The sequence below is a fragment of the Caballeronia sp. AZ10_KS36 genome (assembly GCF_023631105.1).
Taxonomy (GTDB): Bacteria; Pseudomonadota; Gammaproteobacteria; order Burkholderiales; family Burkholderiaceae; genus Caballeronia.
In genome coordinates, this window is record NZ_JALQDQ010000025.1 from 79,664 (window position 1) to 102,670 (window position 23,007).

The 23,007-nt window shown below is 64.6% G+C and carries 17 protein-coding genes; 11 read left to right on the forward strand and 6 right to left on the reverse strand.

The window, feature by feature from the left end:
* Positions 1-245: 245 nt before the first annotated feature.
* On the reverse strand, positions 246-710 hold the full coding sequence (locus tag NCR35_RS15775; RefSeq protein WP_250535083.1) for a hypothetical protein: 465 nt from the start codon (positions 708-710) through the stop codon (positions 246-248).
* 223 nt (positions 711-933) lie between these two features.
* Positions 934-1,761, reverse strand: coding sequence for a shikimate dehydrogenase family protein (locus NCR35_RS15780; protein ID WP_250535084.1), 828 nt, complete (start codon positions 1,759-1,761; stop codon positions 934-936).
* Between the two features lie 280 nt (positions 1,762-2,041).
* Between NCR35_RS15780 and NCR35_RS15785 the strand changes: the two genes are divergently transcribed.
* The gene (locus NCR35_RS15785; protein ID WP_250535085.1) at positions 2,042-3,487 is read left to right on the forward strand and encodes a cytochrome P450; all 1,446 of its coding nucleotides are present in this window, start codon (positions 2,042-2,044) and stop codon (positions 3,485-3,487) included.
* Here the strand turns inward: NCR35_RS15785 and NCR35_RS15790 are convergent.
* A complete protein-coding gene (locus tag NCR35_RS15790) occupies positions 3,481-4,113 on the reverse strand; it encodes a helix-turn-helix domain-containing protein (protein WP_250535086.1) in 633 nt (210 codons plus the stop codon). The two genes, NCR35_RS15785 and NCR35_RS15790, sit on opposite strands and share 7 nt — an antisense overlap.
* Positions 4,114-4,326: 213 nt before the next feature.
* On the opposite strand from NCR35_RS15790, the gene amaB reads away from it, so the two are divergent.
* The 9 genes from amaB (at position 4,327) to NCR35_RS15835 (ending at position 13,289) form a co-directional block, all read left to right on the forward strand.
* Positions 4,327-5,826 carry an L-piperidine-6-carboxylate dehydrogenase gene (gene amaB / locus NCR35_RS15795; protein ID WP_250535087.1) on the forward strand — a complete coding sequence of 500 codons (1,500 nt, stop codon included), beginning with the start codon at positions 4,327-4,329 and terminating at the stop codon, positions 5,824-5,826.
* Between the two features lie 34 nt (positions 5,827-5,860).
* Positions 5,861-7,033, forward strand: coding sequence for an NAD(P)/FAD-dependent oxidoreductase (locus NCR35_RS15800; RefSeq protein ID WP_250535088.1), 1,173 nt, complete (start codon positions 5,861-5,863; stop codon positions 7,031-7,033).
* 149 nt (positions 7,034-7,182) lie between these two features.
* Entirely contained in the window at positions 7,183-7,389 is a 207-nt protein-coding gene (locus tag NCR35_RS15805) for a hypothetical protein (protein ID WP_250473852.1), read from the forward strand.
* A gap of 302 nt (positions 7,390-7,691) precedes the next feature.
* Positions 7,692-8,183, forward strand: coding sequence for a hypothetical protein (locus NCR35_RS15810; RefSeq protein WP_250535089.1), 492 nt, complete (start codon positions 7,692-7,694; stop codon positions 8,181-8,183).
* A gap of 127 nt (positions 8,184-8,310) precedes the next feature.
* Complete coding sequence (locus tag NCR35_RS15815) at positions 8,311-8,697, forward strand: PaaI family thioesterase (protein WP_250535090.1); 387 nt, start codon at positions 8,311-8,313, stop codon at positions 8,695-8,697.
* A 6-nt stretch (positions 8,698-8,703) separates the two neighbouring features.
* Positions 8,704-9,624: a LysR family transcriptional regulator gene (locus NCR35_RS15820; protein ID WP_250535091.1), complete on the forward strand. Its 921-nt coding sequence runs from the start codon at positions 8,704-8,706 to the stop codon at positions 9,622-9,624.
* Positions 9,625-9,762: 138 nt separating this feature from the next.
* Positions 9,763-10,956 carry a CaiB/BaiF CoA transferase family protein gene (locus NCR35_RS15825; RefSeq protein ID WP_250535092.1) on the forward strand — a complete coding sequence of 398 codons (1,194 nt, stop codon included), beginning with the start codon at positions 9,763-9,765 and terminating at the stop codon, positions 10,954-10,956.
* Complete coding sequence (locus tag NCR35_RS15830) at positions 10,953-11,870, forward strand: hydroxymethylglutaryl-CoA lyase (RefSeq protein WP_250535093.1); 918 nt, start codon at positions 10,953-10,955, stop codon at positions 11,868-11,870. Before NCR35_RS15825 ends, NCR35_RS15830 begins: the two co-directional genes overlap by 4 nt.
* Before the next feature lie 81 nt (positions 11,871-11,951).
* Complete coding sequence (locus NCR35_RS15835; RefSeq protein WP_250535094.1) at positions 11,952-13,289, forward strand: MFS transporter; 1,338 nt, start codon at positions 11,952-11,954, stop codon at positions 13,287-13,289.
* Between the two features lie 98 nt (positions 13,290-13,387).
* On the opposite strand, the gene NCR35_RS15840 is transcribed toward NCR35_RS15835, so the two are convergent.
* The 3 genes from NCR35_RS15840 to NCR35_RS15850 all read right to left on the reverse strand — a co-directional run bounded on the left by NCR35_RS15840 (position 13,388) and on the right by NCR35_RS15850 (position 18,419).
* The gene (locus tag NCR35_RS15840) at positions 13,388-14,506 is read right to left on the reverse strand and encodes an acetate/propionate family kinase (RefSeq protein WP_250535095.1); all 1,119 of its coding nucleotides are present in this window, start codon (positions 14,504-14,506) and stop codon (positions 13,388-13,390) included.
* A gap of 4 nt (positions 14,507-14,510) precedes the next feature.
* Complete coding sequence (locus NCR35_RS15845) at positions 14,511-16,910, reverse strand: phosphoketolase family protein (RefSeq protein ID WP_250535096.1); 2,400 nt, start codon at positions 16,908-16,910, stop codon at positions 14,511-14,513.
* Between the two features lie 213 nt (positions 16,911-17,123).
* Positions 17,124-18,419, reverse strand: coding sequence for a glycosyltransferase family protein (locus tag NCR35_RS15850; protein WP_250535097.1), 1,296 nt, complete (start codon positions 18,417-18,419; stop codon positions 17,124-17,126).
* 151 nt (positions 18,420-18,570) lie between these two features.
* Here NCR35_RS15850 and NCR35_RS15855 point away from each other — a divergent pair, with 151 nt between their 5' ends.
* The gene (locus NCR35_RS15855) at positions 18,571-23,004 is read left to right on the forward strand and encodes a DEAD/DEAH box helicase (RefSeq protein WP_250535098.1); all 4,434 of its coding nucleotides are present in this window, start codon (positions 18,571-18,573) and stop codon (positions 23,002-23,004) included.
* Positions 23,005-23,007 lie beyond the last annotated feature (3 nt).

The window sequence follows — 23,007 nt, forward strand, 5'->3', positions numbered from 1 at the left end:
CGTTTTCGTTGGGCCGGGCAAAAAAAAGCCGCCCGGGGTAGGCGGCGAGAGCGCGTCCGTTGCGAGACTGTCCCGAACGGGGGAACGGACGCGTGAGGAGACAACTGAATGCAGGTGAGTATCGCAAGGCCGGATGGCCGACTCAACCGGCATTTGGAAGCACTGCGTTTCGCGTTGGCGGGATTATCGCGATCCGCGCATTCTTAGCCGTCTTCGTCGCGAAAGCAGGATGCGTTTCGAGCGAATCAGCACTCGTTCGACGGCATCAGACGCGGATAGCCGGGCTGCGCCGAATCGATCGTGGTGACGCATGCGCCGGGTTGCACGTCGAGCGTGCTGTCGATTTCCCGCTTTGTGCCGTCGTGGGTCTGCACGCCGTAGCGATACACCTTTGCGGTCTGTTCCGGAGCCTTGTCGAAGAGGCTCGTCAGATCGAAGCTCAGTCCCGCGCCCGCGCCGATGCCGCTCCAGCCGCTGCCGCCCACGCCGCCGCCGCCGACGCTCACCGCCGGCCCCGAAGGCGATGCCGCGCCGGTCGTGACCGTGGTCAGGTATTGCTTGTCCGCGATGCGTCCGTTGGCGAGCCGCGCGTCGGCGGGAAGCGCGCCGGATGCGCCCGCACCGGTTGCGCACGCCGCGAGCAGCGCGCTTGCGACGACGGCGACGCCAGCCAGCGCCGCGCATTGGACCATGCGTTGATACGATTTCATTGCAGCCTTCATTGAGCTTCTGAGAACCCTCCGTTCGACGTCGAGCGTCTATGCCGCAAGAGCCGCGAAGCATCGGACAAAAAAATACCGCCCGAAAGGGCGGCGAGCCGATGTTTCGGCGGCGGCCGGCATGCGCGGCTGAGGGAGGCGCGCGCGCGGCGGTATGGTGCAGCAGCGCCGGGCCTATTTGAACCAGACGTCTCCGATTCCGCCAGCCGCCGATTCAATCGCGCAGCAGGAAATCGACGATGGCGTCGCAGACGCGGCCGAACATCTGCGTGCCCGTGACGGTCGGACAGCCGCGAGTCCGGGCGGCTTCGATAAACGGCGTGATGGGCGGCTTGGTCACGACATCGCCGACGAACGTCGTCGCAGGCAGGCGCGATACGTCGAAGGGCAGCGGATCGCCTGCGCGCATGCCGGCTGGCGACGCATTCACCACGATGTCGTGTGTCGGCGCGTCGCCGTCATCGGCGATGCTCACCGCGCCGCGTCCGAGCGATGCGAGCCGCGAGACGAGCGCGCCGGTGCGCTCCGCATCGAAATCACGGACGGCGAGCGACGCGACGCCGGCCTCGATCAGCGCCTGACCGATGGCCGAGCCCGCGCCGCCCGCGCCGATCAGCAACGCGCGCTTGTCAGCCGGCTCGCAGCCTGCGTCCGCGAGCGCGGCGACCATGCCGACGCCGTCGGACATGCCGCCGTGCCACGTGCCGTCGGCGTTGCGTCGGAGCATGTTGGTCGCGCCCAGGAACGTCGACTCGCCGGTGAGCGAGCGGCAGTAGCGCGCGGCGCTGAACTTGTGCGGCACCGTGATGATGATGCCGTCGACATTCTGCATCGGCGTCACGCCGGCGAAGAAGGCGTCGAGGTCGGCCGGGGCGACGTGCGCGGGAACGACGATCGCGTCGCGGCCGGCCGCGCGCATCGCCGCCGTGACGCCGGAGGGCGAGCGCACCTGCGCGATCGGATCGCCGACGATGAAATACACGCGGGTCGCGCCGCTCAGGCCCGCATCGAGCGATGCGGAAAAGGATGTGTCGTGCGCCATGCGTCGGGTCTCTCGGTTGGACGCGCGGGGGAGCGCGTGCGTCGATGTGAAAAAGCGTGGATGGCGAACTGTAGTGGAGATCGGGAAGGGCTTCAATGAAGTCCATCGTCAGAGGCAACTAACGGTCGAACCGCTGCACGTCCGCTAAGTTAAGAGGGGAATACACACGCAGAAACCGCGTCTTCAATAGCAGGCAGATGACCGGCCAGTGAACGCCCGCTGACGCCCTCCCGCCGACCCTGCACTATCCTTTACAGATCAAGCCCTTCCGAGGCCGATCATGTCAGCCGCGACCGCCATCGCTCCCGCGCGTGAAGTCCACGACTTGCCGTCGCCGCGCGGTCTGCCGCTCATCGGCAATCTGCATCAGCTGCCGCCTGCGACGCATCATCTGACGCTCGAACGCTGGGCCGCGGAACTCGGCACGCCGTACGTGTTCCGGCTCGGCCGCACGCCGGTTACGGTGTGGTCGGACATCGAACTGAGCCATGCCGTGATGCGCGAGCGGCCACATCGCTACCGGCGCTACGAGCCGATCGAATCCGTGCTGAAGGAGTTCGGCTGCAACGGGCTCTTTTCGGTGGAAGGCGCGGCGTGGTTGCCGCAACGCCGCCTCGTCATGCAGGCGCTCTCCATTCCGCACATCAAGGCGTTCTATCCGACGCTCGCGGCCATCACCGACCGGCTGCGGCGTCGCTGGGAAGCGGCGGCGCGGGCGGGGCGCGTCGTCGATATGATCGCGGACCTGAAGCGCTTCACCGTCGATGCGACGAGCGCGCTTGCGTTCGGCGAGGACCCGAACACGCTGGAACGGGAAGGCGATCTCATCCAGCAGCATCTCGCGCATCTTCTGCCGATGCTCATGTCGCGCGTAAATGCGCCGTTCGCATACTGGCGCTATGTGAAGATGCCGCGCGACCGCCGCTTCGAACACGCGATGGCCGAAGTGCATCGCTATATTCGCGCGCTCACGGCCCGTGCGCGCGCGCGCCTGAAGACGCAGAGCGAGCCGCGCAATCTACTCGAAGCGATGCTCGCCCTGCGCGACGCACCCGGCGCCGACATCACCGACGACGACGTCGCAGCCAACGTGATGACGCTACTGGTGGCGGGCGAAGACACGACGGCCACGTCGATTGCCTGGGCGCTGCTGTTTCTCGGAACTGACGATGCGCTTCAAGCCCGCGTGGCCGCCGATGCTCGTCACGCGCTAGGGGATGCGCCCGTGTGTCCGACCTACGACGCCATGCGCGCGCTCGATTCGTGCGAGGCCGTCTGCACCGAGGCGAGCCGTCTGCATCCGGTCGCGCCGTATTTGTCGTTCGAACCGCTGGAAGACGTGCAGTTGTCCGGCGTGCGCTTGCCGGCGGGCACGAAGATGTTCATGCTGAATCGCCCCGCCATGCTGGATGCGCGCCATTTCGCCGATGCCGCGCGCTACGACCCGCAGCGGTGGCTGCGCGATCGTCGGCGAGACGCAGACGCAGACGCGCCGGCGCACGAACCCCGCGCCTGGATGCAATTCGGCGCCGGACCGCGCGTGTGTCCGGGGCGGCATCTGGCGTCGGTGGAAATGCGGCTTGTCGTGTCGATGCTGACGGCAAACTTCGTCGCGCGGCTGGCGGCCGATCCGGCGAACATCCACGAAGTCTGCGCCTTCACGATGGTGCCGAGCGCCATGCCGATGCGGCTTCAACTGCGAGATAAGGGCGTCGCGTTTCACTGATCATCCGGTGCGGACGCCGGGGCCACAGGCACGCCGCCTCCGGTGGCCATCCACAGCACTTCGGCGTCTTCTTCGCTCGTGGAAATCGCCGCGTGACCGGTGCGGCTGTCGAAGTAGATGCTGTCCCCAGCGTTCAGATGCGTCGGCGCGTAGAGTTCCGAGTACAGGCAGACGCTGCCGCTGATCACATACAGAAATTCCTCGCCTTCGTGACGGCCCCAATCGTCGAAGGCGTCGAGCGTGTGCGCGGAGATGCGTATGCGAAACGGCAGCATCGCCTTGTGCGCGAGCTCGGTGGCGAGCAGTTCCATCTGATAGCCGCGATACGCGTGACGCTGGCCCTGATCGCGGCGCGTGAGCGCGCGCCGTCCGCTCGCGCTCGGCGCGCTCGTGTTGCCGAAGAGTTCGCCAAGATCGATCCGCAAGCCGCGCACGATCTTCTGGAGCACATCGAACGTGGGCGACATCAGCCCGTTCTCGATCTTCGAAAGCGCCGAGCGCGACACGCTGCACAAGCGGCTCGCCGTCTCCAGCGTCATGTCCTGCGCCACGCGCGCCTGTCTCACGCGGCGGCCCAGATCGGCTGCAGACTGCTCGGGCGCTTGGCGGGTTGGAAGGGTCGTCATTACGATGCCAGGAAATTTTGTTTCCGATAATAACATCGCGACCGCCGTGGACGGCACCGTTGGCGCGCGGGGCGCGCCTCGGGAGAACCCCGTATATTGGCGGCATTGTGACGCGAGGCATCCGCGCGTATAGTCTCTCGCAACCGCGCAAAGTTTCTGATCAGAAACGCGTCGGCGCACCGTTCAACGCAGCAGCACTGAGAGGATTCCACCGTGGACGCACAATCGATTCTTTCCGACCTCGGCATTGCAGGCCTCGTCGAGGACGGCGATCTCGCTGTCACGTCGCCGATCACGGGGCAGGTCATCGGGCGCGTGAAGCGCCACACCGCCGCCCAGGTCGACGCGACGCTCGCTCAGGCGCGCACGGCGTTCGCTCAGTGGCGCAACGTGCCCGCGCCGCGGCGCGGCGAACTCGTGCGGCTGCTCGGCAATCGCCTGCGCGAGAAGAAGACCGCGCTTGGCCGGCTCGTCTCGCTCGAAGCAGGCAAGATTCTGCAGGAAGGACTCGGCGAAGTGCAGGAAATGATCGACATCTGCGATTTCGCCGTCGGCCTGTCGCGTCAGCTTTACGGCCTGACGATCGCATCGGAGAGACCGGGGCATCGCATGGCGGAGACGTGGCATCCCTTCGGCGTATGCACCATCATTTCCGCGTTCAATTTTCCGGTCGCGGTCTGGTCGTGGAACGCGGCGCTTGCACTCGTGTGCGGCAATGCGGTCGTCTGGAAGCCGTCGGAGAAAACGCCGCTGACCGCGCTCGCCGTCGATCGCATCTTCCGCGAAGCGCTCGACGAATTCGGCAGCGCGCCGCCGGGACTCGCAGCGGTCGTGATCGGCGACCGTGACATCGGCACGCAACTCGTCGCGGACAAGCGCTCGGATATCGTCAGCGCGACGGGCAGCACGGAGATGGGCCGCGCGGTGGGCGTCGAGGTCGCGCGCCGCTTCGGCCGCTCGATTCTCGAACTCGGCGGCAATAACGCGGGCATCGTCTCACAAACGGCCAACCGCGATCTCGCGCTGCGCGGCATTCTGTTCTCGGCGGTCGGCACGGCGGGCCAGCGGTGCACGTCGCTGCGGCGTCTCTTCGTTCACGACAGCATCTACGATGAAACCGTCGCGCGTCTCAAAGACCTGTATGCGAAAGTGCCGATCGGCAATCCGTTGAACGACGGCGTGTTGATGGGCCCGCTCATCGACGTGCAGTCGTTCGCGCGCATGCACGACGCGCTGGAACAGGCGAAGGGCGAAGGCGGCAAGGTCTTCGGCGGCGAGCGCGTGACGGTCGAAGGCTGCGAGAACGGCTACTACGTGCGCCCCGCGCTCGTCGAGATGCCCACGCAAACCGAAGTTGTCCTAAAGGAAACCTTCGCGCCGATTCTCTACGTGATGCGCTACCGCGATTTCGACGAAGCCATCGCGCTGAACAACGCGGCCGTGCACGGCTTGTCGTCGTGCGCGTTCACCACGGACCTGCGCGAAGCCGAGCGATTCCTGTCCGCATCGGGCAGCGACTGCGGCATCGCGAACGTGAACATCGGGCCGAGCGGCGCGGAAATCGGCGGTGCGTTCGGCGGCGAAAAGGAAACGGGCGGCGGACGCGAATCGGGCTCGGACGCGTGGAAGGCCTACATGCGCCGCGCGACCAACACGATCAATTACTCGTCCGAATTGCCGCTCGCGCAGGGCATCGACTTCAATCTCGGCTGAAGCGTTCAGCGCAAATAACTGCGACGGGGGCGGCGTGACTCAACAGGTAGTGATCGTCGGTGGCGGCGTGATCGGGAGTTCGGTCGCGTTTTTCTTGCGGGCATCGGACCCGAGCGTGCAGGTCACGGTGATCGAGCGCGATCCGACTTACGCGCGCTCGTCCTCTGCGTTGTCGGCGGCATCGATCCGCCAGCAGTTCTCGACGCCGCTTTCCGTGCGCATGTCGCTGTTCGGCATCGAGTTCCTGCGCGAGATCGGCGAGCGGCTCGAAGTGAACGGCGAGCGGCCGTCCATCGACTTGCATGAAGGCGGTTATCTCTTTCTCGCGACGCCGCGCGGCGAAGAGACGTTGCGCGAGAATCACGCGATGCAACGCGCGCTCGGCGCCGACATCACGCTGCTCGATCCGGACCGGTTGCGGGCGCGCTTTCCGTGGCTCAATACGGACGATCTGGCGGCGGGCGCATTCGGCGAGCGTGGCGAAGGCTGGTTCGATGGCTACGGCCTCGTGCAGGCGTTGCGACGCAAGGCGCAGTCGTTGGGCGCCCGGTACGTGACGGCAGACGTGACCGGCATCGAACGTGAAGGGCGGCGCGCGACGCGCGTGCGCGCATCGAACGGCGAAGGGTATTCATGCGATGTGGTCGTGAATGCGGCGGGCGCCTGGTCGCGCGCCATTGCGGCGATGCTCGGCATCGAGCTTCCGATACACGCGCGGCGACGCAGCATCTTCAATGTGTCGTCGCCGGCGAAGCTCGACGCCTGTCCGCTGCTGATCGACCCGACCGGCGTCTACTTTCGTCCGGAAGGGCGCACGTACATCTGCGGAACGTCGCCATCGGCGGATAACGACCCCGACGATCTTCCGCTCGACGAAGTGGACCACGCGCTTTTCGACGACGTGATCTGGCCGACGCTTGCGCATCGCGTGCCGCAATTCGAGGCGTTGCGGGTCGAGCACTGCTGGTCCGGTTACTACGAATACAACGTGCTGGATCAGAACGCGATAATCGGCTTTCATCCGGCCATCGACAATTGCATCTTTGCAAGCGGCTTTAGCGGACACGGCTTGCAGCACGGCCCGGCAACCGGGCGCGGCGTCAGCGAACTGATTCTGAATGGCCGCTATACGACACTCGATCTATCGCCGCTCGGTTGGGCGCGTGTCATGGAAGGACGGCCTATCGTGGAGAAGAACGTCGTTTAGGTGATGCTGTTTCATACAAGCGGGCACTCTTTAAATGATCGACACCGTCCTTCCTCGCGTCTATCGATGAAATCCACTAGGGCCAGTTGGCCCGAGGAAGTGCATCCTGAATATGTCTCGATTATTCGAGTGAAAACAGGAGGCAAAAGATGGATGCTCGATCGAATACGCAACACGCGCATTTTGCAGAATGGATGGACGACCAGCAGGCACCGGGCGAATCGACTGCAACGGCTTCTCACCGCTCTAGCCAGGTCTGCGCCGAACCGGAATATGTTGCCGACGTATGCGGCCGTTTCGCGGGAGAAAAAACAGAAGAGGAACAAAAGTCCTGCGTGGTTCGCGGATATAACTAGGCGTTTTGCACTGTAATTCGTTGCGCGGCAGTTCGGCATTCGGGAGTGCGCGCGCAGCGAATATCGATAGGCAAAGGCAATTCGCGCTGCACGGCGGAATTGCGTATCGTAAAGGCGCGCATTCGTCGCGGTCGGTTCGTGACATTCCATCGCTAAAGGCATTGCGCCGACGCAACAAGAAAACATTGCGTCGCTCGGGTCCGTTTTCTTTCCGAACGCCTACGCTGGCGTATGCAGAAAGTGCCTGCATATATTTCTCGCCGCGGCTTTTGCGCGTCTCTTTCCCGTCGCTGGAGCGCCCTATGATGCACGTCGATGAACACGCGGCAGTCGAGCCACGATTGCCGCCTTCGCTATCCACTGTCGCGTCGGAAATCGACGACCGCGCGTATCGCATCGACTCGCCTGCGCGCGGGCGGTCGTTTGTCGACGCGCGCAACGCAGCGGATCGCCTGCGCCGGGCGCTGGCGGCCTCGACGTGCGTGATGGTCGCGTGGTCGCTCTTCGAAGTGCCGTGGGAAATCGACGCCGACAGCCGCGGTCAACAGATCGCCGCCGTGCTGACCGCGAAGGCGCTCCTGATGCTGATCGCGGGGCTTGCGCTGCGCGGGCGGCGCTTCGCGCGCTATCTGCTGTTGTTCGTGTGCGTCACGAGCGTGCTCGCCATTGCGCCCGAATTGCCCGGCGAGTTCGCGCATGCGCCGTGGCTCGGCATTCTGTCGGCCGTGGAATGCTTGACCAAGCTCGCCACGCTGACGCTCATCGCGCTTCACCTCAAACCTCGTCTGCGCTGAACCTGCGTCGTCCTTGCCGGTGCCGGTGCCGGGGCCGGCGCGCGCAGGCGCGGCCCTGCGATGGCACAATCCTCCCAAGCTCAAAAGTCGACGCGACGAAGAAGCTCTGACGCAGGGAGGCGCACAGTTGGCGAATCTGGATCTCGACAATCCTTTCCTCGAAGCACTCGGCGCGACACTGACCGCGTGGCGCGACGGCTACGCCGAATTCACGATGCCGATACATGCAGGCCATCTCAACCGCCAGCGCATCTTGCAGGGCGGAGCAATCGCGACGCTGCTGGATGCCGCCTGCGGCTACACCGGTCTCTTCACGACGGCATCCACGCCCATTCACGGCTTCACGCTTTCGCTCACGGTCAATTACCTCGATCGCGGCATCGGCGATAAGGTCGTGGCCAAAGGCTTTCTCGAACGCAAGGGGCGCTCTGTGTACTTCGCGCGCGGCGAGGCGTGGGTCGACGATCGTGTGATGATCGCGAGCGCGCAGGGAACGTTCAAATACGCGCGCTGAACTGACATGGCGCTCAAGAACCTGCTGCGGCGTCTGGACCTCACGACACTTCAGCTCTTCGTCGCGGTCTTCGAGGAAGGCACGCTCACGCGTGCGGCGGATCGCGAGGCCATCGCGGTGTCAGCGGCCAGCAAGCGGCTGCTGGAACTCGAGCAGGCCGTCGGGGCCGCGCTCTTCGAACGCAAGGCGCGCGGCATGGCGCTGACGCCCGCCGGCGAGACGCTCTTGCATCACGCCCGCCGCGTGCTGCGCGATGTCGAGAACATCGGCATCGAACTGGCAGAGCATGCGAGCGGCGTGCGCGGCTACGTGCGTATGATGGCGAACCTATCGGCCATCGTGGAGTTCCTGCCGGAAGATCTGCGCGCATTCTCCGCCGCGCACGGACAGATCAAGATCGATCTCGAAGAACGTCCGAGCGGCGGCATCGTGGATGGCGTGCTGGACAGCCTCGTGGATCTCGGCATCTGTTCGGGCGATGCCGATACGCGCGGCCTCGAAAGCACGCATTATCGACATGACCGGCTGATTATCGTCACGCCCGGCGATCATCCGCTCGCCCGGCGCGAATGCGTGTCCTTCGCCGATACCCTCGACTTCGATCACATCGGCCTGCATTCGGCCAGTTCCATCAACGCGCGCACGCACCTCGCCGCGCGGCAGGCGGGCAAGCCGCTGCGGCTGCGCATTCACGTACCCGGCTTCGATGCCGTGTGCCGCATGGTGCAGGCCGGCATGGGCGTCGGCGTGCTGCCGCTTGCAGTGTTCGAGGCGATGGGGCGGCAACTCGGACTCGCCGCCGTTCCGCTGGACGAAGCGTGGGCCGCGCGCAGTCTCATCATCGTCGTGCGCGATGCGGCGGCGCTGTCCCCGGTGAGCCGGCTGCTATACGACCATCTTCGTTCGATAGAAGCCGCGCAGGGCTGATCGTTGATCGCTGATCGCCGATCGCTGAGCGCCGAGCGTTCGCGTTTGACGAACGGTGCTTGCCTAAATGCGGTTGGACGTGGTGCATGCGCCGCCCATAAGCTCGTCTTCAACGATACATTCACGGAGACAAGCAACATGAGCGGACCGCTTACGGGCATTCGCGTCATCGAGATCGGCACGCTGATTGCCGCACCGTTTGCCGCGCGCATGCTGGCCGAGTTCGGCGCGGAAGTCATCAAAATCGAGGCGCCCAACGGCGGCGACCCGCTTCGCAAATGGCGAAAACTTCACGAGGGCACGTCGCTCTGGTGGTATCTCCAGTCGCGCAACAAGAAGTCGGTCTGCGTGAATCTCAAATCGCCCGATGGAGCGGACGTCATCAAGCGTCTCGCCGCCGATGCGGACATCGTCATCGAAAACATGCGGCCGGGCGCGCTCGAAAAACTCGGGCTCGGCTGGGACGTATTGCATGCAATAAACCCGAAACTCACGATGGTGCGCATCTCCGGGTATGGACAGACCGGTCCATACCGCGATCGTCCGGGCTTCGGCGCGATCGGCGAGGCGATGGGTGGCATTCGGTATACAACCGGCGACGCAGACGGCACGCCGGCGCGCGTCGGCATCAGTCTGGGCGATTCGCTCGCGTCGCTCCATGGCGTGATCGGCGCGTTGATGTCGCTGCTGCGCGTGAAGACAGGTCAGGGCGACGGGCAGGTCGTCGATGTATCGCTCGTCGAAAGCGTGTTCAATCTGATGGAGAGCCTGGTTCCCGAGTACGACTTGCTCGGACACGTGCGCGAGCGAAGCGGCGGTGCGTTGCCGGGTATCGCGCCGTCGAACACCTATCGCACGGAAGACGGCGGCTTCGTGGTGATCGCGGGCAACAGCGATCCCATCTACAAGCGCCTGATGAACGTCATCGGCCGCCCCGATCTCGCCGACGATCCCGCGCTCGCTCATAACGATGGCCGCGTGCGCCACAGCGCGATGCTCGACGAAGCGATCGGCGCGTGGACATCGCATCACGCGATGAACGACGTGCTGGCCGCGCTCGAAGACGCGGACGTGCCGTCCGGCCGCATCTATTCGGTCGCGGACATCATCGGCGACGCGCATTATCAGGCGCGCGACATGCTGTTGCAGGCGAGCTTGCCGGGCGGCGTATCGGTGAAGATGCCGGGCATCGTGCCGAAGCTCTCCGACTCGCCAGGCGAAGTGCGCTGGCCGGGCCCGGCTCTCGGCGAGCACACGCAAAGCGTGCTGGCTTCCCTCGGCTTTGACGAAAGCGACGTGCAACGGCTGCGCGCCGAAGGAGCCGTTCAATGACGCGCGATTACAACGAACGGTTGATCGTGCAGGAAGTCGCGCCGCGCGACGGCTTGCAGATCGAAGCGAAATGGGTCGAGACCGCAGACAAGGTCGCGTTGATCGACGGCCTGTCGGCGTGCGGTTTCACGCGCATCGAGGCGGGCTCGTTCGTCTCCCCCAAGGCGATTCCCGCACTGCGCGACGGCGATGCGGTCTTCCGCGGCATCCGACGCGCGCCGGGCGTGGTGTACGTCGCGCTGGTGCCGAACGTGAAGGGCGCACAGCGCGCGGTCGAGGCAGGAGCCGATGAACTGAACCTCGTGATGTCGGCAAGCCAGACGCACAATCGCGCGAACATGCGCATGAGTTGCGAAGCATCGCTCGAAGGCTTTGCGGAGATAATTCGGACAACGAATATACGTCTGAATGGCACGGTGGCCACGGCGTTCGGCTGCCCTTTCGAAGGGCGCATCGATGAAGACCGCGTCGTGTCCATTGTCCGCAGCTATCGCGAGATGGGTATGGAAGGCGTCACGCTGGCGGATACCACTGGAATGGCGAATCCTCGTCAGGTCGAGCGCGTGGTATCGCGCGTGCTCGAACATGTTCCGGCTTCCGCATTGACGCTGCATTTCCATAACACGCGCGGTTTGGGCCTCGCCAACGTGCTGGCCGCTTACGATGCCGGCGCGCGACGCTTCGATGCCGCGTTAGGCGGGCTGGGCGGTTGCCCGTTCGCGCCCGGAGCATCCGGCAACATCTGCACCGAAGACCTCGTGAACATGTGCGACGAGATGGGCATTCCCACGGGCATCGATCTGGAGAGACTCATCGCGCTATCACGGACGTTGCCTGCGCTCGTCGGCCATGACGTGCCGGGGCAAGTGGCGAAGGCCGGGCGCAATAGCGACCTGCATCCCGTGCCCGTTTGAGTACCCCATTGCGTCCGAACCATCTGAAGCAGCCGGTCCGATAACAATCCCTATCACGGACGGACAAACAAGGAGACAATCATGAGCGACCTAAGCGTATCCGCCGCGGACAAGCCGCAGGCATTGCAGAATACGAGCGACATCGTTCGCAAAGTGGCATGGCGGCTCATGCCGCTCATCATGCTGTGCTATCTCTTCGCCTTCTTCGACCGCATCAACATCAGCTTCGCGAAGTTTCAGCTGCAAAGCACGCTCGGCTTTTCCGATACCGCCTACGGTCTCGGCGCAAGCCTCTTCGTGATCGGTTACGTCATATTCGAGGTGCCGAGTAACCTGCTGCTGTACAAGGTCGGTGCGCGGCGCTGGATCGCGCGCATCATGATTTCGTGGGGAATCGCGACCGCGCTCATGGTCTTCGTGCAGACCGAATGGCAGTTCTATGCGCTGCGCTTCGTCATCGGCGCGATGGAAGCCGGCTTCGCGCCCGGCGTGCTCTACTACCTGACCTTGTGGTTTCCGGCGAGCTATCGCGGGCGAATCACGTCCTTGCTGTTTCTCGCATCCGCGTTCTCGGGGCTCGTCGGTGCGCCGTTGTCGGGCCTCGTGCTCGGGCATATGAACGGCGTGCTCGGCATCGCGGGATGGCATTGGCTCTTCCTGCTCGGCGGCTTGCCTTGCGTGTTGCTGGGCGTGCTCGTGCTCAAGGTGTTGAAGGACCGCATCGACGATGCCGCATGGCTCACCGGCGCGGAAAAGAACACGCTCAAGAGCCAGATCGCGGCGCAAAGTCAGGCGACGACGACGGGTCATTCGCTCTTCGGTGCAATCCGGACACCGGGCTTTCTGATGCTAGGTCTCATCTACTTTCTGATTCAGATCGCATCGTACGGCCTCAACTTCTGGGCGCCGCATCTGATTCGCGCGGCGGGTACGCATAATCCGACGATCATCGGCTTGTTGACGGCGGTTCCATACATTTGCGGCGCGGTGTGCATGGTCGTCGTCGGGCGCATGTCCGACACATCCGGCGAACGCCGCAAGTTCGTCTGTGCGTTGCTCTTGATGGCGGCGGCGGGTTTCTTCGCGGCAGGCGCATTCGACAAGCAGACGACGTTCTTGATCGTCGCGCTCGGCGTGATGGGCGCGGGCGTCATCGCTTCGATCCCCGCATTCTGGGCGTTGCCGCCGAAGCTGCTAACCGGCGCCGGTGCGGCGGGCGGCATCGCGCTGATCAATACCCTCGGGCAATTGGGCGGAATCGTAAGCCCGGTGATGGTCGGTCGTATCCGCGATGTCACGGGCAGCACGACGCCCGCGCTGTATGCAATCGGCGCGATGAGCGTCGTCTGTGCGCTGTTGTTGCTGTTCGGATTGCCGCAGGCGTTGCGGCAGCGAGACCATGCGGCAAGTGCGCGTTAAGGCTTAATCGATACGGCGGGCGCGCCCGGCGAGCATCGCTGCCGCCGGGCGTTTTGCATCTTGCATGCCGCATGCAGGATGCATCGTTGAACATGCAATCAGCCGACAAGCAAGCGCCGGCAATGCCGGGCAATCTGCGTTTCCTCATCGGTAGGTACAACGCGATGCGGCGCGTTCAGGAACGCCAGTCCTTCCAGTATCTGCGCGCGAATCGCCGCGCTGTGTTCGCCTATCCCGCCGCTGAACACGATCAGGTCGAGCCCGCCGAGCACGGCCGCATAGGCGCCGATGGTCTTTCGGATCGCGTCACAGAACACGTCGATCGCGAGCGTCGCGTCTGTATCGCCCTGATCGCGGCGGGCGAGAAGGGTCTGCATGTCGTCGTCGGAATTCGACAGCGCCTTGAGGCCGCTCGAACGATTGACGAGCGCTTCGAGCGCGTCCGCGTCGATTGATTCGTGACGCAGCAGATGAATCAGCACGCCCGGGTCGAGATCGCCGCTGCGCGTCGCCATCGGGATGCCGCCCGTCGGCGTCATGCCCATCGACGTATCGACGGAACGGCCGTCTTTCAGCGCGCAAAGACTCGCGCCGGACCCGAGATGAGCGATCACGACGCGCGAGGGCACCGCGTCTCCCAGCGTGCTCACGATGTACTCATAAGACAGTCCGTGAAAGCCATAACGCACCACGCCGCGTTGCGCATAGTCACGCGGTAACGCAAAGCGAGTCGCACGGTCCGGCATCGTGCGATGGAACACCGTATCGAAGCATGCAAAATGCGGTATGCCAGAGAAGATGCGTTGCGCTTCGTCGATCAGAGCGAGCGACTGCGGCAGATGCAGCGGCGCGAACGCAACCGCTTCTGTCAGGCGCTTCTTTACCTCCGGCGTGAGTTCGCAATGCGCGCGAACACGCGGGCCGCCGTGCACGACGCGATGCCCCACCGCCGCGAGCGGCTCGTGCAAGTGCTCGCGAAGCGCATCGGCGACGCGCTGCAATGCGTCGTGCTGCGACTCCATCAGGTGATCCTGCGAGATATCGATGCTGCCATCCGCCGAGCGCATGGCGAGCGACCCATTCTCGCGCCCGATGCCTTTCGCGCTGCCCGTGAGCCACGCATGTTCGTCGCACGCATGTTCGTTATGGTGCGGCACGAACACGCCGAACTTCAGCGACGACGAACCGCTATTCAACACCACGATGCCTTGTGTCATCGCATCAACCCTTCCACGTCCATTCGCGGATCTCGTCGCGATCGATACCTTCCTCATGCGCATAACGAATGCTCTCGATGATCTGATTCTTGAGCATTTCCTTGGTATGCGCCGCCGTGCTCGAAAGACCCGGCACGCGGTCGATCGCGTCGATCGCGAGACTGTAGCGATCGACGCCGTTGATGATGGCGAGTTCGAACGGCGTATTGATGTTGCCGCGTTCGCGGTATCCGTGCACATGCATGTTGTCGTGATTCGTGCGGTTATACGTGAGCTTGTGAACGAGCGACGCATACGAGTGAAAGTTGAAGATCACGGGCTTGTCGCGCGTAAAGAGCGAATCGAAATCGCGATTGGACAAGCCGTGCGGATGATCGGTGTCTGGCATGAGCCTGAACAGATCGACCACATTGATGAAGCGGATCTTAAGGTCGGGGCATTGCGTCTTGAGGATTTCGACGGCGGCAAGGGCTTCCATTGTTGCGATATCGCCCGCCGATGCAACGACTACATCCGGCTCGTGGTTCTGATCGGTCGATGCCCAGTCCCATATGCCGATGCCTTTCGCGCAATGCACCATCGCGTCCTGCATGTTCAGGTACTGCAAGTGCGGCTGCTTGTCCGCGACGATCACGTTCACATAGTCGTGCGAGCGCAGGCAATGGTCCGCCACGCTCAGGAGGCAGTTGGCATCCGGCGGCAGATAGATACGCACGACCTCCGGGCTCTTGTTGGTGACGACGTCGAGAAAGCCGGGGTCTTGATGCGTGAAGCCGTTATGGTCCTGACGCCAAACAAGCGACGTGATGAGCAGATTGATGGACGGCACAGGCGCGCGCCACGACAGCTCTTTCTTCGCTTTCTCCAGCCATTTTGCGTGCTGATTGAACATCGAATCGATGACATGCACGAACGCTTCGTAGGTCGCGAAGAGGCCGTGACGGCCCGTCAATACGTAGCCTTCGAACCAGCCTTCGAGCGTGTGCTCGGAAAGCATCTCCATCACGCGGCCATCTGTTGCGAGCGCGCTGCCGTCGGCGTCCTCGGGCTTGATCTGCGCGAGCCAGCGTTTGCCGGATGCTTCATACACGCCGTCGAGCTTGTTGCTTGCCGTTTCATCCGGGCCGAAGAGACGAAAGCTCTGCATGTTGCGGCGGATCACATCGCGCAGAAAGGTTGCGAGCACCATCGTCGGCGATTGATAGACGCTCGCCGCGCTCTTGAATTCGAAGGCGTAGTCGCGGATATCCGGCATATCGAGTGCTTGCCGCAGCAAGCCGCCGTTTGCGTGCGGATTCGCGCTGATACGCCGGCCGCCCACGGGCGCGAGTTCACGCAGGCTTTCGACAAGGCGTCCGTCTTCATCGAAGAGTTCTTCCGGCTTGTAGCTTCGCATCCAGTCTTCGAGCACGGCAAGACTCTTGTAGTTCGTCGCCGGATCGAGCACGGGCACCTGATGCGAACGCCAAAAGCCCTCGACCTTGTGACCATTCACTTCCTTCGGACCGGTCCAGCCTTTCGGCGAGCGCAGCACGATCATCGGCCAGCGGGGACGCGTCACATCGGCAGGGTTCTCGCGAGCGCGTTGCTGTATCGCGCGAATGTCGCCGATGCAGCGTTCCAGCGTCGCGGCCATCAACTGATGCATCGTCTCGGGGTCATCACCTTCGACGAAATACGGCGCATAGCCATAGCCCTTGAACAATGCTTCGAGTTCGTCGTGCGGGATACGCGCGAGGATGGTCGGATTGGCGATCTTGTAGCCGTTCAGATGGAGAATCGGCAGCACCGCACCGTCGGTCGCTGGATTGAGAAACTTGTTCGAGTGCCACGAGGTCGCGAGCGGGCCGGTTTCCGCTTCGCCATCGCCCACCATCGTCGCAACGATCAGGTCGGGGTTATCGAATGCCGCGCCGAAGGCATGCGACAGGCTGTAGCCGAGTTCGCCGCCTTCGTGAATGGAACCTGGCGTCTCCGGCGTGCAATGCGAGCCGATGCCGCCCGGCGACGAGAACGCGCGAAAGAGCCGCAACATGCCGCGCTCGTCAGGGCTTCGGTCCGGATAGATCTCCGAGTAATGTCCTTCGAGATACGAGTTCGCGAGCGTCGCAGGCGCGCCGTGGCCGGGCCCGGAAACGAACATGACGTTCAGATCGTCGCGTTTGATGAGGCGGTTCAGATGCACCCACACGAACGATTGGCCCGGGTCCGAGCCCCAATGGCCGAGCAGACGTCGCTTGATGTGCTCAGGCTTGAGCGGTTCGCGCAGCAACGGATTGGCGCGCAGGTAGATCATGCCGACCGAGAGGTAATTGCAGGCGCGCCAATAGGCGTCGATATTACGCAGCAGGTCGGGAGCGAGAGGGGTATTCGTCGCGGTCGTGCCTTGGACGTCGTCGTTCAATTGCTTCTCCTTGCGGTGAAAGTTCGGGTCGAGCGTCGGCTTGCGGCTTGATGCGAGTGATTCGGCTGAGTCGGAGTCCTGTGATGGAAGGCGTGGGTTTCAGGGGCGTATCGAGCGCGCGCCCCTGAGATGCGAGACGGATGTTGAAGCGTCGCGGAACATCATACTTGTGTTCTCGCGACGGAGTTTTGACAGAACCGCAGGCGCGGCTCATTAGATGGCGGACTGCGTCAGATCGTAATCCATCAGCAAGGCTTTATTGTCTTCCCACATGCCGATGTAATGCACCATGAAACTGTCGGGACGCCGGTAGATCCACGGCGTATTCCATTCGATGAAGGACGCGATGCGCGTCGCGTCGAAGTCCGCATGCCGTTCGTATTCGCGGATGAAGAAGTACTGATCGCCCCTGTTCGCATAGACACTCGATTTGTCGTCCAGTTGCGAGCACTCGTGCAGGATGTGATGAAACGCATCGTAGTTGGCTTGCGTGCGGCGAAAGCCCATGATGCCGGAGTTGAACGTCCAGGTGCCGACATCGCGGGCGAATACCGCGTCCTGTCCCTGCATGATGGATTCGAGCGTGCGATTCATGTCGTTGAATAGCACGTCGGCATCGACCCAGAAGACCCATTCGTGATGCGGCAGATATTCGCGCAAGAGAGCCGGCTTGAGCCAGTTGCCCGCTGTCTTGCCGTCGTTCAGATGCGCGGGAATCGCGCGGTGAACATACAGCGTATAGCCATGACGCGCGCAATAGCGCCTGAAATTAGCCTCTGCAATGCGCCCGTAACGAGCGACATTCGGCGTATAGAGCGTGACCACGGCAATCGGCTGGCCGGGCTGATAAACGCTTTGTGCGCCAGTTTCGTGCGCTTCTGCGGCCAAGAAAGACAGGAACGGCAGGCCCCGCGCCATGCATGCATTGATATGCGCGAACAGCGCCGTGCGAAACCGCCGATGCTGCGGCTCTTCGCGGATGCATAGCGAGAACGCAGGCCATGTCGCCCACACGCTTTGAAGCGACGCCGCAGCGGGCAAGGTCACATGGACTTCGCCGATCATGCTGCGAGCGGGCAGTGCCTCGAATTCACACAGCAGCATGCCCTCTTCCGGTGGAAGCTCGACGCTGAACCGGCAGCTCGTGACGAGCTTATAGAGCTTGCGGCGAACGTCTTCGGTGCTGCGCCATATCTGAATTTCGGTCTGCGGATGCGGCGAGTCCTCGCAGGTGAGAAGCCAGTCGCGGCCTTGGAGCAACTCGGGCAAAGGCATTGCGCCGATGATCGCGGCATTCTGCGTCAACAGCATGATGATCGCGCCGGGTTCGGCTTTGTTCAGCCAGTGCAGCAGCGTTTCGTACTTGAACATCCAGAGGGCATGCGCGGTGCTGCCGGACAGTTCCGACAGGTCGATTTCAACATGCCGGTAACCGTGCATGCGAGCATACCGGCGATGATTGGCGAGCGCACCGGGCGCGTGGTCGGAAAGCAGGCTGATGACGATCATGAATGCAATATGCAAATGGAGGGGAAAGCGGCGGCAGCGCGCCGTGGCGGCCGTAGGATGGCCGCAATCAACGCCCGTTCGCATGGGATCTGTCCGAAAACGGCATGCGGAATGCAAAACGCGGTTTCGCAACCGCCCCTAGAATGTCTGGATGACCGCTGACTCCACATCGCCCGACGACGCCCTCGCGGGCTTTCATCCCGCTGTCGTCAACTGGTTCCGCGCGCACTTCGCAGCGCCGACCGCCGCGCAGGCGCGCGCGTGGCCGCTCATTCATGCGCGCCGCTCCACGCTCGTCGCGGCCCCCACCGGTTCGGGCAAGACGCTCACCGCCTTCCTCGCCGCACTCGATGAGCTCGTGCGCGACGGCATCGCGGGCGGCGGCGTCTTGCCCGACGAGACGCGCGTCGTCTATGTCTCGCCGCTCAAGGCACTGTCGAACGACATCCGCGTGAATCTCGAAGAGCCGCTTGCGGGCATTGCGCGCGAGTTGCGGGAGATGGGCGCGGCCGCGCCGGAGATCCGCGCCGCCGTGCGCACCGGCGACACCACGCAGCAGGAGCGCAACGCGGTGAAGAAGCGCCCGCCGCATATCCTCGTGACGACGCCGGAATCGCTCTACGTGCTGCTTTCGTCCGACTCGGGCCGCGGTATGTTGTCGAGCACGCGCACCGTGATTGTCGACGAAATACACGCGGTGGCGGGCGGCAAACGCGGATCGCACCTGAGCCTGAGCCTCGAGCGGCTCGACGCGCTGTGCGAGGAGCGCGGCGCGGCGCCGCCCGTTCGCGTCGGACTCTCGGCGACTCAGAAGCCCATCGAACTCGTCGCGAAGTTTCTCGCCGGGGAGGGCCGTTCCTGCGACATCGTCGACGTGGGGCACGCGCGCGCCCGCGATCTAGCGCTCGAACTGCCGCCGATGCCGCTGGAAGCGATCATGTCCAACGACATATGGGAGCGCGTCTACGACCGGCTCGCGGAACTGTCGGCGCAGCATCGCACGACGCTCGTCTTCGTGAATACGCGGCGCATGGCCGAGCGCGCGGCGCGGCATCTGACGGACCGGCTCGGCAAGGAGGCCGTCGCGGCGCATCACGGCAGCCTTGCGCGTGAGCATCGGCTCGACGCGGAACAGCGTCTCAAGCGCGGCGAGTTGCGCGTTTTGATCGCCACCGCTTCGCTGGAACTGGGCATCGACATCGGCGATGTGGATCTTGTATGCCAAATCGGCTCACCCGGTTCCATCGGCGCATTTCTGCAGCGCGTCGGGCGCTCGGGCCACCATGTCGGCGGCGTGCCGAAAGGCCGGCTTTTTCCGACTTCGCGCGATGACCTCATCGAATGCGCCGCGCTCGTCGACTGCGTGCGGCGCGGCGAGCTCGACGCCCTCACGGTTCCACGCGCGCCGCTCGACGTGCTCGCGCAGCAGATCACCGCCGAGGTCGCGTGCCGCGAGTGGGGCGAGGATGCGCTCTTCGAGCGTATCCGCCGCGCGTATCCATACGCGACGCTCGACCGCTCGCGCTACGACGCCGTGCTGCGCACGCTGGCCGAAGGCTACACGGGCCGTCAGGGCGTGCGTGCCGCTTACGTGCACCGGGATGCGGTCAGCCGCACGCTGCGCGCCCGGCGCGGCGGCAAGCTCACGGCGGTGACGTCGGGCGGGGCGATTCCCGACAACGCCGATTTCGCCGTGTTGCTCGAGCCGCAAGGCTTGCAGGTCGGCACGGTCAACGAGGACTTCGCCGTTGAAAGCCTTGCCGGCGACATCTTCCAGCTCGGCAATACGTCGTACCGCATCTTGCGCGTGGAAGGCGGGCGCGTGCGCGTCGAGAACGCCAACGGCCAGCCGCCGAACATTCCGTTCTGGCTGGGCGAAGCGCCAGGCCGCAGCGATGAGCTTTCGTTCGCGATCTCGCGATTGCGCGCGGACATCGATGCACGCCTCGCATCGGGCGACGACGCGCGCGCCGTCTCTTGCATGATGGATGCTGCATGCAAGATGCAAGATGCCGAAACGCGCGTCGATGCCACGGTCCGGTGGCTCGGCGACGAAACAGGCATCGGCACGGAAGCGGCGCGGCAGATCGTCGAGTATCTGGCCCGCTCCCGCGCGGCGCTCTCCGTTCTGCCGACGCAGGACACGCTCGTCATGGAGCGGTTCTTCGACGAATCCGGTGGCACGCAACTCGTCATTCACGCGCCGTTCGGCAGCCGCGTGAATCGCGCGTGGGGACTCGCCCTTCGCAAGCGGTTCTGCCGCACGTTCAACTTCGAGCTTCAGGCGGCGGCGACCGAAGACGCGATCGTGCTGTCGCTGACCGGCAGCCATAGCTTCGTGCTCGACGACGTGTGGCGCTATCTGAAGCCGGCCACCGCCGAGCATGTGCTGATTCAGGCGCTGCTCGACGCGCCGCTCTTCGGCGTGCGCTGGCGGTGGAACGCGACCAACGCGCTCGCGCTGCCGCGCTACGCGGGCGGGCGCAAGGTCGCGCCGCAATTGCAGCGCATGAAAAGCGAAGATCTCCTCGCGGCCGTGTTTCCGGATCAGGTCGCGTGCGCGGAGAACGTCGTCGGCGAGCGCGACGTGCCGGCGCATCCGCTCGTCCAGCAGACCATCGACGATTGTATGCACGATGCAATGGACAGCGACGCGTGGCTTGCGCTCCTGCGGCGCATAGAGGCGGGCGACGTGCGGCTCGTCACGCGCGACTTGCCTGCGCCATCGCCGCTCGCCGCCGAGATATTGTCGGCGCGGCCGTATGCCTTCCTCGACGACGCCCCGCTCGAAGAACGCCGCACGCAGGCCGTGCTCGCGCGTCGCTGGACCGATCCGCACTCGACGGACGACCTTGGCGCGCTCGATGCCGACGCCATCGCGAGCGTGCGGGCGGAAGCGTGGCCCACCGTGACGAGCGCCGACGAAATGCACGAGGCGCTGACGAGCCTAGCGGGAGTGACGGACGCCGAAGCCGCCGCGAGCGACGGCTGGCCGGCATGGCTCGACGCGCTGGCCCGCGCCGGCCGCGCGACGCGCCTGCAGATTGCCGAGCACGACGGCTTGTGGACGCCCGTCGAGCGCCTGTCGCTGCTGCGCGCCGTCTACGAACGCGCGCCGATGCACCCGCGCCTCACGCCGCCGCCCGGCTTCGACGCGGCCTGGAACACCGACGACGCGCTCGTGGAGATCGTGCGCGCGCGGCTGTCGGGCTTCGGTCCGCTGACCTTGGCGGAGATCGCGCGGCCGCTGGCGCTGCCGGCGTCGTCGGTTGCGGTCGCGTTGACGCGCCTCGAATCTGAGGGCTACGTGATGCGCGGCCATTTCATGCCGAATGCATCGGGCGCATCGGGCGTCGATGAGCAATGGTGCGAGCGCCATCTGCTCGCGCGCATTCATCGCTATACCGTGCGGCGGCTGCGTCGCGAGATCGAGCCGGTCGAGCGGCAGGACTTCATGCGCTTCCTGTTCGAGTGGCAGCGCGTCGCGCCCGATGCGCGTGGCGAAGGTCGCGACGCGCTGCTCGCCGTCCTCGAACAGCTCGAGGGCTTCGAGGCGCCCGCCGTCGCGTGGGAGGAGGAGATTCTGCCCGCGCGCATCGCGGATTATTCCGGCATCTGGCTCGACGAAATCTGCCGCGCCGGGAAGATCACGTGGTCGCGTCCGGCGGGACGCATGCGCGCTGCGGGCGTTCCCGTGCGCGGCACGCCGATCGTGCTGCTGCCGCGACGCGCCCTCGCGGCGTGGAATGCGCTGATGCGCCCGGACGAAGCGCCCGCGCTGTCGTCGCGTGCCGAACGCGTTTTCGACGCACTGTCGGCGCACGGCGCGATGTTCTTCGACGAACTGCTTGCGGAAACGCGCATGCTGCGCACGGAACTGGAGGACGCGCTCGGCGAACTCGTCGCGCTCGGCCTCGTGAACGCCGACAGCTTCGCGGGCTTGCGCGCGCTGCTCACGCCCGCCGCCAAGCGCAACGCGATATCGCGGCGCACGCGCAGGCCGGGCGGCGGGCTTTTCATCGGCGGAATGGACGATGCAGGCCGCTGGGCGCTGCTGCGTCGCGCAAGCCCCGATCATGACGGCGGCGATGCCGAGCACGTTGCGCTGGCGCTGCTTCGGCGCTACGGCGTCGTGTTCTGGCGGCTGCTCGAACGCGAGGCGCAATGGTTGCCGCCGTGGCGCGAGCTGCTGCGCGTCTATCGCCGGCTGGAAGCGCGCGGCGAGATACGCGGCGGGCGTTTCGTGGCGGGACTCGCGGGCGAGCAGTTCGCGCTGCCCGAGGCCGTGCCGCTTTTGCGCGAGATGCGCAGGCGGCCGAAGGAGGGCGCGTTCGTCGCGTTGAGCGCGGTCGATCCGCTGAACCTCGCCGGAACGCTCCTTCCCGGCGACAAAGTGCCGGCGCTGGCGGGCAACCGCGTGCTCTATCTGGATGGCGTGCCGGTCGGCGCGGTGATCGCGGGCAAGACGCATGTTTTCGGCGATGCCGACGCGCCAATGCGCGAGCGCGTGCGTCTTGCCCTCGTCAAGCGAAGCGCGCGGTCGTTGGGGACGTCGTCCGCGCGTCAGATGGCGGTCCCTGACTGATCG

Bases quoted from the DNA above. Each gene is read 5' to 3' on its own strand.
- NCR35_RS15775 (WP_250535083.1), bottom strand. From the start codon at position 710: ATGAAATCGTATCAACGCATGGTCCAATGCGCGGCGCTGGCTGGCGTC.
- NCR35_RS15780 (WP_250535084.1), bottom strand. From the start codon at position 1,761: ATGGCGCACGACACATCCTTTTCCGCATCGCTCGATGCGGGCCTGAGC.
- NCR35_RS15785 (WP_250535085.1), top strand. From the start codon at position 2,042: ATGTCAGCCGCGACCGCCATCGCTCCCGCGCGTGAAGTCCACGACTTG.
- NCR35_RS15790 (WP_250535086.1), bottom strand. From the start codon at position 4,113: ATGACGACCCTTCCAACCCGCCAAGCGCCCGAGCAGTCTGCAGCCGAT.
- NCR35_RS15805 (WP_250473852.1), top strand. From the start codon at position 7,183: ATGGATGCTCGATCGAATACGCAACACGCGCATTTTGCAGAATGGATG.
- NCR35_RS15810 (WP_250535089.1), top strand. From the start codon at position 7,692: ATGATGCACGTCGATGAACACGCGGCAGTCGAGCCACGATTGCCGCCT.
- NCR35_RS15820 (WP_250535091.1), top strand. From the start codon at position 8,704: ATGGCGCTCAAGAACCTGCTGCGGCGTCTGGACCTCACGACACTTCAG.
- NCR35_RS15825 (WP_250535092.1), top strand. From the start codon at position 9,763: ATGAGCGGACCGCTTACGGGCATTCGCGTCATCGAGATCGGCACGCTG.
- NCR35_RS15830 (WP_250535093.1), top strand. From the start codon at position 10,953: ATGACGCGCGATTACAACGAACGGTTGATCGTGCAGGAAGTCGCGCCG.
- NCR35_RS15835 (WP_250535094.1), top strand. From the start codon at position 11,952: ATGAGCGACCTAAGCGTATCCGCCGCGGACAAGCCGCAGGCATTGCAG.
- NCR35_RS15840 (WP_250535095.1), bottom strand. From the start codon at position 14,506: ATGACACAAGGCATCGTGGTGTTGAATAGCGGTTCGTCGTCGCTGAAG.
- NCR35_RS15850 (WP_250535097.1), bottom strand. From the start codon at position 18,419: ATGATCGTCATCAGCCTGCTTTCCGACCACGCGCCCGGTGCGCTCGCC.
- NCR35_RS15855 (WP_250535098.1), top strand. From the start codon at position 18,571: ATGACCGCTGACTCCACATCGCCCGACGACGCCCTCGCGGGCTTTCAT.